The sequence below is a fragment of the Peribacillus sp. NPDC058002 genome, from assembly GCF_042886655.1.
Classification (GTDB): Bacteria; Bacillota; Bacilli; order Bacillales; family DSM-1321; genus Peribacillus; species Peribacillus aracenensis.
Window position 1 is genome coordinate 1 of the sequence record NZ_JBHVQU010000015.1, and the last position, 12,690, is coordinate 12,690.

At 45.2% G+C, this 12,690-nt stretch carries 13 protein-coding genes; 2 read left to right on the forward strand and 11 right to left on the reverse strand.

From position 1 onward, the window contains the following. On the forward strand, window positions 1-509 hold a 509-nt coding region (locus ACFVSH_RS05155), incomplete at its 5' end, for a DUF4080 domain-containing protein (RefSeq protein ID WP_387705140.1). 37 nt (window positions 510-546) lie between these two features. Here the strand turns inward: ACFVSH_RS05155 and ACFVSH_RS05160 are convergent. Both ACFVSH_RS05160 and ACFVSH_RS05165 read right to left on the reverse strand, forming a co-directional pair. Then, a complete protein-coding gene (locus ACFVSH_RS05160) occupies window positions 547-693 on the reverse strand; it encodes a hypothetical protein (protein ID WP_192203844.1) in 147 nt (48 codons plus the stop codon). After that, on the reverse strand, window positions 693-851 hold the full coding sequence (locus ACFVSH_RS05165) for a hypothetical protein (RefSeq protein ID WP_192208350.1): 159 nt from the start codon (window positions 849-851) through the stop codon (window positions 693-695). The genes ACFVSH_RS05160 and ACFVSH_RS05165 overlap by 1 nt, the downstream gene beginning before the upstream one ends. Window positions 852-972: 121 nt before the next feature. On the opposite strand from ACFVSH_RS05165, the gene ACFVSH_RS05170 reads away from it, so the two are divergent. Further along, entirely contained in the window at window positions 973-1,308 is a 336-nt protein-coding gene (locus ACFVSH_RS05170; RefSeq protein ID WP_387599523.1) for a DUF3905 domain-containing protein, read from the forward strand. 75 nt (window positions 1,309-1,383) lie between these two features. On the opposite strand, the gene ACFVSH_RS05175 is transcribed toward ACFVSH_RS05170, so the two are convergent. The 9 genes from ACFVSH_RS05175 to ACFVSH_RS05215 all read right to left on the reverse strand — a co-directional run bounded on the left by ACFVSH_RS05175 (window position 1,384) and on the right by ACFVSH_RS05215 (window position 12,433). After that, entirely contained in the window at window positions 1,384-2,361 is a 978-nt protein-coding gene (locus ACFVSH_RS05175) for a quinone oxidoreductase family protein (protein WP_387705142.1), read from the reverse strand. 16 nt (window positions 2,362-2,377) lie between these two features. Further along, a complete protein-coding gene (locus ACFVSH_RS05180) occupies window positions 2,378-3,157 on the reverse strand; it encodes an enoyl-CoA hydratase/isomerase family protein (RefSeq protein ID WP_387705144.1) in 780 nt (259 codons plus the stop codon). Window positions 3,158-3,663: 506 nt separating this feature from the next. After that, window positions 3,664-3,858: a hypothetical protein gene (locus ACFVSH_RS05185; protein ID WP_192206497.1), complete on the reverse strand. Its 195-nt coding sequence runs from the start codon at window positions 3,856-3,858 to the stop codon at window positions 3,664-3,666. 806 nt (window positions 3,859-4,664) lie between these two features. Continuing rightward, entirely contained in the window at window positions 4,665-6,095 is a 1,431-nt protein-coding gene (gene pdxR / locus ACFVSH_RS05190; RefSeq protein WP_387705146.1) for a MocR-like pyridoxine biosynthesis transcription factor PdxR, read from the reverse strand. Between the two features lie 74 nt (window positions 6,096-6,169). Next, window positions 6,170-6,388, reverse strand: coding sequence for a hypothetical protein (locus ACFVSH_RS05195; protein ID WP_387705148.1), 219 nt, complete (start codon window positions 6,386-6,388; stop codon window positions 6,170-6,172). 135 nt (window positions 6,389-6,523) lie between these two features. Then, the gene (locus ACFVSH_RS05200) at window positions 6,524-8,095 is read right to left on the reverse strand and encodes a SagB family peptide dehydrogenase (protein WP_387705150.1); all 1,572 of its coding nucleotides are present in this window, start codon (window positions 8,093-8,095) and stop codon (window positions 6,524-6,526) included. A gap of 23 nt (window positions 8,096-8,118) precedes the next feature. Further along, window positions 8,119-10,062: a TOMM precursor leader peptide-binding protein gene (locus ACFVSH_RS05205; RefSeq protein WP_387705152.1), complete on the reverse strand. Its 1,944-nt coding sequence runs from the start codon at window positions 10,060-10,062 to the stop codon at window positions 8,119-8,121. Continuing rightward, window positions 10,059-12,008 carry a putative thiazole-containing bacteriocin maturation protein gene (locus ACFVSH_RS05210; protein WP_387705154.1) on the reverse strand — a complete coding sequence of 650 codons (1,950 nt, stop codon included), beginning with the start codon at window positions 12,006-12,008 and terminating at the stop codon, window positions 10,059-10,061. The genes ACFVSH_RS05205 and ACFVSH_RS05210 overlap by 4 nt, the downstream gene beginning before the upstream one ends. Before the next feature lie 149 nt (window positions 12,009-12,157). Further along, the gene (locus ACFVSH_RS05215) at window positions 12,158-12,433 is read right to left on the reverse strand and encodes a heterocycloanthracin/sonorensin family bacteriocin (RefSeq protein ID WP_387603478.1); all 276 of its coding nucleotides are present in this window, start codon (window positions 12,431-12,433) and stop codon (window positions 12,158-12,160) included. Window positions 12,434-12,690: the final 257 nt, after the last annotated feature.

The following is a 12,690-nucleotide window of genomic DNA, read 5'->3' on the forward strand; positions in this document are numbered from 1 at the left end:
CCACAGAATATCTTGTCAAAACGGTATTTCAATCACCATTCGACTTCTTTCAAGATTTCGGTACCTATTGGGATGAACAAGGCTGGTCACGAATCGGTCATCAGCTCGAAGACTTGTTCAGACGTTTACAGCAGTTTTTGGCTTCCCGGGAATCTGCTGAACTGAAAAACATTATCGGACTCATGAAATTGGATTATTTCATGAATCAGAAATACAAACCACGTAAACCTTGGTGGGAAGCTTCATTAGATAAAAATGGTCGGAAAGAGATATACGAAGAGATTCTGAATAATCCCGAACAGCTTGGTTCCTCTTTCGCAGCTTTGTCGCTTAATGAAAAAGAAATACACAAACACACATTGCTCGAGGCACTTCCCTTTGATTTGGAAACGTATTTATCTGAGGGAATGATTGTCGAGAAACCTTCGTTCATGCTTGCTTATTTTGATCCGAGTGGTAAGGGATCAACGATATTCCCTCTCTCAAAATCTGGCAGCATCATTTTATAAGAATAAGGACGGACCCAAGAATTGGGTCCGTCCTTATTTACTTATCACTATCACGTTTTTTATTTTCTTTTGCCAAAATTTCATAAATTTTGGTTGCGTTCATATCGCCGCTGAATTCGATTCCAAATTCAGTTCGTACATGTTGTCCCAGCTTTTCCTGGCTGTTCTGTTTTTCTTTATCCATTAACTTCTTCCTTTTCTGCCTTGCTTCGAATTACGGTTGGCACCTTTCATTGTGTTTTCCTCCAATGCGAACTCATTGGAAAATTCATTTTCAGCTTGGTTTCTTTTTGGCGTTTTACTTGCTTTGACAGCACCATCCACATTGGCTTTCCGTTTCATTTTCATCCACCCTTTTCATATAGTTTACATTTTAGAATGGGGTAAAAATGCCTGAAATTATTCAGGGATAATATAGGGACAGACGAGAAAAATAACCGTAAAACGGAAAGGGAGACACTACATGAAAAAGAAATTGGAGTCACCGGTTGTCGACGATACACAACCACACCAAATTAACGCACCAAGCTTTAAGGGAACCGGCATAAAACCACAGGCTCCATTCGTCAATGATTATGGAGTCGTCATCGGCGACAGTAAATATGCATCTGAAAACTCTCCACTCGAAAATTGGAGCGAAAAGACTGACCCGGAAATCATGGCTGGAGACGAATGGATACATCCCACCAATGATATAGGCTGGAATTCAACTGAAAACCGTGAACTGTTAGAGGCTAAAAAAGCGCCGCAGCCACCTTTCATGCATCCCGATAAGGATGTGAGCACTGATACCGATTGAATCGTTCTTGAGGGCTTAAGGAACTAGTGAAATCCAATTAAAATAGAAGGGGTGCATCATATACACCCCTTCTTCTCATTTCACCTGCAAAATCAACTTCCCTTTCGTTTGACGGGCGTTCATTTCCTCATGAACGGCTGCTGCCTTTTCAATTGGGTAGATGCCGCCGATAGTTAGCTTAAGTTCCCCGGACGTGACGTAAGAAAAAAGCTCTTGAATGCTAGGCAACAGCAAATCTGGATGTTTCATGATCTGTGGCAGGAAAAAGCCTACGACGGATTGATTGCGCCTCATCAATTGCTGCGGGTTCATCGTATAAGGCTTACGACTGGCATTACCAAAAACAACAAGACGTCCAAATGGAGCCAAACATTTCAATGTTTTATTGAAAACATCCCCTCCTGCCATTTCCAGCGCCACGTCTACTCCCTTGCCGGACGTGACCTCACGGACTTTCATTTCCCATCCTTCTTTCGTGTAATCGATAAGTTCATCTGCCCCCATCGATTTAGCCAGTTCCAACTTTTCCACTGTGCTGGCGGTGGCAATCACTTTTCCAGCCCCGAAGATTTTGGCTAATTGTACGGCAATCGTTCCCACTCCACCTGCAGCAGCATGGACCAATACCGTTTCCCCCTGTTGCATGCGTCCCATTGTCTTTAGAATATGATAAGCACTCAGACCTTGAAGGGGCAGGGCAACAGCTTCATGGAACTGAATGGAGTCTGGAAGCGGAATGGCCGAGAATTCATCCGAAAGGGCATATTCTGAATATCCACCAGATTCAATTAAACTCACGACCCTTGTACCAGGTTTGATTTTGGTCACCTTTCCACCAACTTCCACCACAACGCCAGCCACTTCCGCACCTGGAATGAACGGAAGCGGCGTAGGTACTACATATTGCCCTTCCCTTCTGGCTGTATCTGCATAATTGACGCCGACACAATCTATTTCAATCAGAACCTCATGCCCAGTTGGCACGGGCCTTTCCATTTCAGTCAATTTCAGTACTTCCGGTCCGCCGTATTCTTCAAAATGAATGGCTCTCATCTTTATCCCTCCCTTATTAATTCCCTGTAAATTCCGGTTTTCTTTTTTCTTTGAATGCTGCAACTCCCTCAAGATGATCTTCTGTAGAGGCCATCAAGGTTTGCGTGATTCTTTCCTGTTCGAGCATTTCATCAAGTGTGGCCGTAAATGAATGGCTAACGAGCTTTTTCATCATCCCATAAGCTTTTGTCGGTCCATTTGCCAGCTTTTCCGCAAGTTTCAATGTTTCCTCTTCAAGTTGATTGAGTGGATATATATAATTAATGACACCTAACTGGTATAAGCGTTCCGCAGAAATTGGCTCGGCAGTAAAGAAGAGCTGCTTTGCAAGGTGGGGCCCTACTATTTTAGGTAAAAAATACGAACCACCTCCATCAGAGATCAGGCCTACCTGTGAAAAACTCATGGCAAATTGACTATCATCGGAAGCCACGATCAAATCACAGGCGAGTGCCAAATTAAATCCGGCCCCTGCCGCAAATCCATGGACGGCAGCGATTACGGGAACCTCAGAAGCATCCAGTGCCAATATGCATTCATTCATCCTGCCAACATGATCATACAATTGACTTGCAGAAGCCTTCCCCATTGACTTAACATCACCTCCCGCAGTGAATGATCTTCCCGCCCCTTTGATGATGACTGCCCTTATATGTGGTGTTTTTTTTACATCCTTTATCGCTTTCGTTAAGCTTGCAATCATATCCGGACTAAATGCATTCAAGCTTTCAGGACGATTCAAAGTCAGGATCATTACATGATCGGTTACCTCTGTCAATAAGTGTTCTTTTAACATTTACCCATCCCCTTTTTTATTGGCTGTTTTCGCATACTTTGTTGCTATTTACCAAGTAATGTGGTGTGGTTGATCTCCCCTCCAGATGCTCGCTTTCCGCGGGGCGGGCGGTGAGCCTCCTCGGTGTAAACGCCTGTGGGGTCTCCCTGTCCTGCTGCTCCCGCAGGAGTCTCGCACTTCCACTCCAATCAACCTTAAATAGTCTCGTTTTAAAAACAACAATCTTAACGAGAAAAGCCTAATTTAAAGTTTAATTGAAAGAGGCGGTCAGGTTTTCTTTGAAGTGACCGTTCTATTACCGTGTTTCTTGTTCACCCAGCTTGCAATGGTGATTTTTTCACGTATCAATCAGATTATTTCGTTCACATTTCCGCCACATATGTGAACAAATTCACAATTCCCTGCAAATAGAGTATGTCTTGTATATCACTTACAAAACATGAGCTTTATAAATTAAGCCTATATACATTTTGATATGCTATTATAGCAATCATTCACGTGATATCTTAGGCTAATTTTATTACGAAGTAGACGATGCCCACAGTTAATATTAGGGCAAGACCTATATAAATATAACTAAGGTTCAACAAATTCCCTCTCGTTGCCGCGGAATAATCACTATCACTCTTCCCCGCTAGCGAAAGGGTCCCAACCAAGGCAACTAAACTAATGGCTACTACTAATATTATACTTATCGTCATGATCAAATGCCTCCCCATATTATTATCCATTTCCTTGAGCCATTTCAAATTATTCCAATTCTCATCGTATATCGTAGTGAAACTACACAAAAAATCGTTCCTGATTGGCAGGTCGATCGCTCATCGTAAATATATTAGAAAACCCTACTTCTCTATAATAAAAGAACAACCAATTTTAGGACCATCCAATTAAGTGAAATTTCCACCATCCACTTGCTGAATTCCGCTAATATACACAGAAAAGTGCAAAGACTATTGTTTTAGAGAAGAGAATGCTTTCTAAACATGATTCTATTCAAAGACTCTAGGCAAATGGGTTCGATCTAAAAGGTAAAACAAAGTGGATTGAAGAGGAAGGCGCGAGACTCCTGCGGGAAAGCGTGGCCAGGGGAGACCCCGCAGGCGCGAAGCGTCGAGGAGGCTCCCGGACCGCCCGCGGAAAGCGAGTGCCTGGACCGGAAATCAACATCTAAGTTGTACAAGCCATAAAAAGACAAAAATTGGTCGGAAAACATAACTTTCAAATGATATGCCTGAACAACTGACCCAAAACAACACCTTTAACTCTTCGGGTATGGTTTCTATCTAAAGTTTATAAATAGTGGATTGGAACGGAAGGCACGAGACTCCTGCGGGAAAGCGTGGCCAAGGGAGATCCCGCAGGCGCGAAGCGTCGAGGAGGCTCCCGGACCGCCCGCGGAAAGCGAGTGCCTGGAGCGGAAATCAACATCTAAGTTGTACAAGCCATAAAAAGACTGCAGACAAACTCAATGAAAATCGAGTTTGTCTACAGTCTGAGAATATCCTTATAAACTTTTTACAGCCTCTGCAAACCTTTTGATGCCTTCGTGAATTGAAGCCTCATTTTCCCTTGCAAAAGTAAAGCGTACATATTCCTTATTTGTACCTAATGTTGAACCAGGAACGTATATAACTCCTCTTTTGATAGATTCCTCCAGTAACTTTATTTCGTTCAAAGGCACCTTCAGCTTACACCACAAATGAATTCCACCATTTGGCGAAAAATACTCAACTTCTTTATGCAGGAATTCGTTAAGACTTGAAACTATTGCATTCCTTCTTTTTTCTAGCTGCTCTCTTAAATAAGTAATATGGGCAGGAAAATACTCTGACTCCAAAAAATCATTTGCTATCCATTGAGTGAAGGAGCCATGGCCGAAGTCAACCTGCTGCTTAGCATCAGACAGTCTCTCTATAACTGGTTTCGGTCCTATTATCCAGCCAATTCTTAAGCCAGAAGCAACAATTTTTGACAAAGAGCTTATATATAAAACATTTCCGTTGTTGTCCATCGATTTAAGAGTAGAGATTTTTTCCCCAGAAAAGGAAGTTAAACTATAAGGATCGTCTTCTACAACCGGTATTCCATATTCGGATGAAATCTCTAGAATCCTTTTACGTCGGTTGATATGAAGTACAGTTCCTGTTGGGTTTTGAAAAACAGGGTTCATAAATATCATCCTGATTCGATGTTTTTTATGTAGTGCTAGTAAATCTTCTGGGTTGATGCCATCCTTATCAACTGGTAAAAGAAAAGTTCTTAGTCCTGCGGATTGAAAAATGGGAAGGTTGTAGCCGTATGATGGATCTTCCAATGCAACGGCATCGCCTGGCTTTAGCAAGCATTGGACAACGAGATGTATGGCTTGCTGTGCACCAGAGGTAATGAGTATGGAAGATGGATGAGTATCAATTTTTCTATACTGTTTTACATGATTAGTAATTGTGCCCCTTAAAACTGCATTGCCCTGGGGGTGATCATAACCTAAACTTCCAATAAAGGACCTATTCGAAATGATTTCACGTAAGGATTGGACCGGAAATAAGTCTTCTGATACCTCCCCACTAGCTAAGTTTATTAGATTATTTCCTTCCGTTTCTTTACGTATTCTTTGGGTTACCGGCAAATTGGGTAAAAATGAACCAGCTTCGATATATCTATTCCAACTAGGCATACGTTTTCTGTTGATTCCCCATATATCCTTGCTGATCATCGTTCCGCTTCCTTTTTTTCGTTCAACTAACCCATTTGCTTCCAATTCATCATAAGCTGCTACAACTGTACTTCTGTTAACCCCCAGTTCATGTGCCAAGTAGCGCTCAGAAGGTAACGGCTTATCTAGTAAAAATGTTCCATCAGCAATACCACTCTCAATATAACCAGCTATTTGTTTATATAAAGGCTCCTTGGATTTTCTATCCGTTCTCCATTCCATAAGCTACATCCTTTAAATTGGTTTTGTTAAAAGCGTTCCAAATTATTGGCTTTTTTATCTACTTATTCATTCCCTTAAATGATAAAACCTTTTATATCAGTATAATCCTCGGCCGGGATTATTGCACTCTTAGGTTGGAAGCTATACCGTTTTTCAAGTTCCAGTTTTTTATTAAGGCTGTTTTCGCATACTTTGTTGCCATTTGCCAAGTAATGTGGTGTGGTTGATTTCCCTTCCAGATGCTCGCTTTCCGCGGGGCGGGCGGTGCTCCCGCAGGAGTCTTGCACTTCCAATCCAATCAACCTTAAATCGTTTAGTTTTAAAAACAACAATCTTAACGAAAAGTGCCTATATTAATAATCGGATTTTCCTCATTGAATAGAAACGGCCTTCATTCTTTAAAAGGAATGAAGGCTATCGTTACATTTTTAACTATGCAAACTTCCCTTCAGCCAGGGACGATTCCGATGATGGCCGATCGGGATTTGGATCAGGCTCGTTTTTCCTTGAGGACCACCACCGATCTTGTAAAGTTCATCACACATTTCCACATCAAAGCCGAGCAGCGGGTGCCCGTTCATTCCGAGCGCTGACGAAGCTAGCAGTAATTTCTGAACGAGCATCCCCGCCTCCATTTGCTGGATGCGGTATCCTCTATATCCAAGTTGCGTTTTGGAATGGTCCCGATCGCCAACTACATGTATGCAGATTGGCACTTGCTGAAAATTCATGATATCGAGGGACATTCCGTATTGCAATCGGACCCGCTGATCTCCCGATTGTATCTGTTGCAATGTATGTGTCGTGCTGTCGTATTGGTATGCACCATCTTGTATGTCTTCCACATTATACAAACAAGCATATAATGAAACGCGATGTTCATCGTTCACGTTTTTTCCATCCAAGTCATTTCGATAGGAGAACGAAGCGGTTGCCTCCTGCAGTAGAGAAGCCAGCTGCCATTGACTGACTTTCCCGAGTGCGAAGTCCATTTCAGGTGAAAACCGCTTCCGGCAAACTGATGCCAAGTCATAGGACAGCCGCTTCACGATAGGAAGGGCTACAATATGTCCTTCGGATTTCGTCCCATTCTTCGGACTGATCCGCCGGAATGATTGGGTGGTTTCGATCATGGATGCTGCATTCAGTTTAGTCAGCATCGGAAATTCCCTGATTCTTTGCGACCGAACATAGTGTTCAGGCTGAATTCCCGGCAATTCCGGCAATAATTCTGTCGAAGTGACAGGTCCGTTACTATTACTTTCAACAGTACACCAAAATGCGGGGTCTGCCGATAAGGGGACCACCGCATATGTGCTCTCTTCCTCATCGGAAAGCCCGAGAAGGTGATTGATGGCCCGATCAAGGAACTGAAAGCACACCCCAGCGGCGATTCCAAACCGTTTCGCCACTTCGAGCAACTGTCCAAGAAGCACGCCTGCATCCAGGCCTTGCAGACGATATGAAAAGTTATTATATTTGTAGAAGTTTTTCCAAAACATCGTCGATACAAAAACCGTGCCAAAGCATGCGGACATATCAAAGTTTTCTCCAAGAGCTTTTGTTATATATGAATCAAAATTCCCTTCCCGCAGCAATACCAGCCGGTGGTGTGCCGCATCATAATGGTATACACCAGCAGGTAATCCCTCCATCTTCAAGTACACGTACAATTCGCTTGGATACAAAGCTCCCCCTGATGGCGGAAAACGCCGGAATGACTGCATGAGGTCCTCAGATTCCGAGGAGCTCGATACCTGACTGACTTGGGTCAGGCCATATGCATACCAGAGGAAATGACCGATTCCTTTAAGGTCCTGTTTTGAAGGCCCGCTGCAGCCCTCCAGCGTCAGCGGCACCTCCAGTGATAGCGGAAAAACAGGCAAGTCACGGTAAAGCTTATAAGTCAGCGGTGCATCATCCCAATCCACTTCCCAATCCGGCGGACTTGCCTTTTCGATATCAAAATGCAAATTGTGCAAAAATGCTTCTAGACTCATCCTCCAACCTCCTAAATCACCGCTTATGGAAAAGGATGCGGATGCGGATTGAGCTGTTCGAATTCAAGCCGCCGTTCAGCATATCCAAGTTCCATCGGAACCCTCAGTATTCTCTCAAGCCCCGTTATGCGGGTAAGATGATGGCCAAATGTCATCGGCAGCATCCCCGGTATCAGCACTTTCACGCAATGTAATCCATTTCGTGCAATTTCCGGTGTCGTCTGATCCACCACAATCACCTCGAGTTGCAATCGGCGAAACTCCTGAAGGATTTCCTGCAAGTCTTCCGTCAAGTCCGAATGGTTCACCTTTTCCCCGAATTCTTCAGCGAATGTTCGCATTGGGCGGTCATCATCCAGCAGAAACTGCAGTCGCTCTTCGGCTTGCGGTAAACCGTACAGCATGCCATGATCATCCATTTTCCGTACCAGTGAAGAATCATGCAGCATTTTCTCAACCTCATCCAGATTCTCTTCCAAATTATCGTCAAGTGTCAGCATCATGCCAGCCAACTCGAAGACCGCGCTTTTCACGGCCCGGATCGGGTCCAGATGGGCCCCTGCCGCACATATGATATTCAATCCTTTTTGTTTCCTGTTTTTAGCCAACGCCCATACGCTCGGGATACCATGTTCCATGGTCGAATTAAACAGATGGATATCATACCCAGCTGCCGCCCTCGCCCTGTCAATCATCAGCTCAAGTTCTTTATCATTTGCAGAATAAGGGTCAAGACGTGTGAGCGGCAGCTGCGCATACCAGGTCAGAAGAAACGAATCACGTTCGACCACTTCCATGATGCCGTAGAAAATGGACTCCTCCAAGCTTCCCCCTAAAGCACAGCCATTGGAAGTTTCATAGACAAACCCATGACCGCAGCCCAAGCTGTAATAGGAAAGCAATTCCGGGACCAAGATCGGCCGCTCTTGCAAAAATGAGTGGCCCCATACCCAATCTATCGAGCGGTCAGGATTAAACGGTTGAAACGGGAAATCCCGCTGTGCGTAATTTTCCTTCGAGTGTACCCCTATCCTGATCGGATCGAGCGCAAAATCCTTAAGGTTGTTGTAACTGTCATGTATGACTGTCCGTTTACCGCGGGGCTCCATACCGCAATATCTTTCCAATCCCTCCAATATGGCCGTCATCTCACTGGCCGCATATGAGAGAGTACGGCCTGCCGCCCCCTCATCTCCTATGAATAAAGGCAAATTAACACTTACATCGGCAAATGGCGGCACAAGGTCAATCATTTTATTATTCAAGAAACCTGTGCGATGGTCCAAGTAATCCTTGGCCAGAACTTCATTCAGGTCTTCCATTGAACGGGTACGGTAACTGTCGGGACTGATTTTCGGGCTTGGCTGTAACGTAATCCTGGCCCGTTCCTTCGAGTCATCAGGTAATGTTGAGCAAACCAGACACAATGGATCTGGTAAAAATGAGTGCCACGAGCCATTCAGCGTTTTCAAGTTGATGATTGATACTCGCCCTTCCGAACAGGCGCGTTCTCCTTTCATCGCCTTCCTTACCTCTGCACAAATCAAGTGGGCCATCTGTAAAAGGCCTGTGCGTGATGCAGCCGCATCACGATCCATCCCCCCATTTTCCTCCAGCTGTTTGCGGATTTCCCACATTTCTTTTCGATCACGCCCGGCCATGAGATGCCTTTGGTCCGCACATTGTGAGCAGCCAGGAACATCCGGGCGCACCAACGGACCTATCACTCCCTCTCCAAATGAAACGAACCCCCGCAGCCATGGAATGCCCGCTTGCCTTATCACCTCTTCCGCCTTTAAATGGACAGCTGGATTCCAGGCATCTTGCAGCAGAAGGACAATAGCCGTCGTTTGCGGTAATCCTGCCTCGAAATCGGTTTGGCGATTCACCTGATATTGGCCGGACAGGTCCCCATGAACATGGTCGGCCAGCACTCCTTCCCCGACAACCAATACGTCAGTTTTCACCCTGATTCCTCCTCTCGCAAAAGCACCCCAAACACTCCTGCCATTTCTTCCTTCAAGAAAGTTTCCAGTTCTAATTCGAAAACGAAGATTCGCTTCTTATTCTTCTTCAAGACTTGAATGGCGGATTTTAATATCTCGGAATCCCCCGTCACCCCGCACGAAGGAATCACAAGATTCAAGGGCTTTTCTTCCTTAAGCACAGGCGATGCCACTAAATCTGGAGCTGTGAGGCAAACGGTCTGGTTTTGGACTTTCATGACGGCCTTTTGCAACGCGTTCCGTAATGCGACCGTTACATTCAAACCGACAGCTCCGGACCAGCCGTCGCTCGTTCCTGCCCAAACTACCGGGAAACCGGACACTTCCTCACCCAATGCGATGATCGGTTCTCCTTGCAGACGGGTCAGCGCTTGGAGATAATACCTGCAGCGTTCATCCTCCACTTGGGCCAACTGCACCGACACGAGTTTCTCCTGGTTGAACCGCTTATTGTCAAGCTCTTTATCCAAATAGCTTTGCAGTCCACGGCATACACATTCAGCAAATGTTTCCCCTGCTCCGATACCGACGGCCGACTCCTTTATATCTTCTGCCCCCTGAAGCGGTGTAAGAGTCGGAATGAGCTGGCTGAGTGCTCGGGATACATATGCTTCAACTCCTGAAAGACCGGATTCCCTTCTCGCTTCCTCATGCGTCAGATCTGAACGGATGATTTCGGGCAGCAGTTCGGCCGGACCGGACGACAGCGGATCAACAACCTGAACTCGGCATTGGGCCAACGGCAGCTGTTTTAAATCTCCCTCATCCCAACGATGAAAGATCCCGGCTTCCGAGGATGTCAATCGGCTGAAATACATAAACACCTTACCCGGCTCACTCGGTTCCGATTTCTGTTCGAGCCGCTGATCAAAATCTTCAACCCATGCAGCAGCCCCCTTTCCCGTCACTCCCGGGTGGGGAATGAATGGATGCCATTTTCCCTCCATTGTATCCATATCCAACAGATAAAAATGATTGGCTTGTTCTGCTGCCATAACGCCTGTAGCCTCTTTAAACCATTCGAATACCATTATATTGGCCAACATCGCTCCGGCTGTTGCGGAAAAGGAAGATGGTGCCTGATTCTTTTCCAGCTCAGCTTGATGTAAGCGACGCCAAGCAGACTCCCAACACCCCTTGGAATCCGGATGGACAAGCGGACCAGCCATGCCTACTTGATTGATGATCAATGCAGGAAACAGGATTTTTTTCACTTGCCTGCAAACCGAATGAAGTTCTTTTAACTCCTCTATATCACCCTCTTGTGACACATATAAAATCGTGTCAAAAGGCTGCACGATTTCCTTCCATTCAATCTCTTCTCCCTTTTCAAGCACGACCTCCCCTATGGAAACCTCGTCGTCCGTCTTACGCGCATGCGCCACGATTTCATTCAATCTTTTTCTATTGGTCGGTACCGTGTCCGTAATGAAGATTTGGAATGCGGGCAATCCGGATTCCAACAGCGAGGACACCAATGAAAGGAACAATGGGCCAGAGCCTATGGCCAACGCCTTCTTCTTTCGATAAGTTTCAAAACGGTAAGCCCCGGAATCGCCGCAGCTTTCCAGGAACTCGATTTGTGAAGCATACCTTTCAAGTACTTGATTCCTCAATTGATGGGGACTTTCCTGACTTACATCCCGTACAAACCCATTGCCGTACAAAACCTCGGCAATTTCCATCACCCTGTTCCGGTATGGGCCCGGCAATCCATCCGTCAACTCTCCCAATGTATGGTTTCCGTTGAACATCGGTAATAGCTTTTCAATCCACTGGACGATCGAGCCGCCCTCCATACGGAACGAACTTATGTTATTCCTGAAATACACACCTCTATTCGGTTCCGGAAGAAAAAACGTATCTCTCTTCACCTTCAAACGCATAGAAGGGGTCAAATTCACCATTCCGCTCCTCCTAACCCGATGCATTTTAAGTACTGCTATTAGCACAGCACTTCACTTTAATCCTATGTACAACAATTTGTCCCTTATGTCTAATGCAATAAAGAAAAGTCCCTGTACATGCAGGGACTTCCTTTAGTAAATCTGGATACTTAACCGCCGCAACGTCCGCAACGACCGCCGCAACCTCCGCAGCGTCCGCAACCCCCGCAACGGAACCCACAACCTCCGCAACCTCCGCAACGACCGAACCCACAGCCCCCAATAAAGCAACCAACGCAACCAAAACAACCAAAACCGAAACCAATGAGTCGGGAATCGTCAGCAGCATATCCTGGCTGGAACTGGCTTTGATCCCAAGGAACTGGCTGAGTCACCTGGAAATCATCGACATACAGGTTTTGCAATTGATTTTGAAATTCATACATATTATATAACCTCCGTTTATTATTTATAAGGTAGTGCTTAGAACAGGAAATCTGAACGAAATGGTCAGGGAATTGATACCACGTCAAATACTTCCTTCAACAAAATATGTCAGGGGAGTGGGTATTGCCACTGATTATAGCGCCTAATTTCTGCAAAAGCCGTTTACGATGAATACCTGGACGATCATTGAAAAAAAAGAAAACCAGAAGGTTAACACCCTTCCGGTTTTCTTTTTTTCCTTATTTCAATAGGACGA

What these genes read in the sequence shown, in the direction of transcription:
- ACFVSH_RS05160 (WP_192203844.1), bottom strand. Translation starts at nt 693, where the DNA reads ATGGATAAAGAAAAACAGAACAGCCAGGAAAAGCTGGGACAACATGTA.
- ACFVSH_RS05165 (WP_192208350.1), bottom strand. Translation starts at nt 851, where the DNA reads ATGAAACGGAAAGCCAATGTGGATGGTGCTGTCAAAGCAAGTAAAACG.
- ACFVSH_RS05170 (WP_387599523.1), top strand. Translation starts at nt 973, where the DNA reads ATGAAAAAGAAATTGGAGTCACCGGTTGTCGACGATACACAACCACAC.
- ACFVSH_RS05175 (WP_387705142.1), bottom strand. Translation starts at nt 2,361, where the DNA reads ATGAGAGCCATTCATTTTGAAGAATACGGCGGACCGGAAGTACTGAAA.
- ACFVSH_RS05180 (WP_387705144.1), bottom strand. Translation starts at nt 3,157, where the DNA reads ATGTTAAAAGAACACTTATTGACAGAGGTAACCGATCATGTAATGATC.
- ACFVSH_RS05185 (WP_192206497.1), bottom strand. Translation starts at nt 3,858, where the DNA reads ATGACGATAAGTATAATATTAGTAGTAGCCATTAGTTTAGTTGCCTTG.
- pdxR (WP_387705146.1), bottom strand. Translation starts at nt 6,095, where the DNA reads ATGGAATGGAGAACGGATAGAAAATCCAAGGAGCCTTTATATAAACAA.
- ACFVSH_RS05200 (WP_387705150.1), bottom strand. Translation starts at nt 8,095, where the DNA reads ATGAGTCTAGAAGCATTTTTGCACAATTTGCATTTTGATATCGAAAAG.
- ACFVSH_RS05210 (WP_387705154.1), bottom strand. Translation starts at nt 12,008, where the DNA reads ATGGTGAATTTGACCCCTTCTATGCGTTTGAAGGTGAAGAGAGATACG.
- ACFVSH_RS05215 (WP_387603478.1), bottom strand. Translation starts at nt 12,433, where the DNA reads ATGTATGAATTTCAAAATCAATTGCAAAACCTGTATGTCGATGATTTC.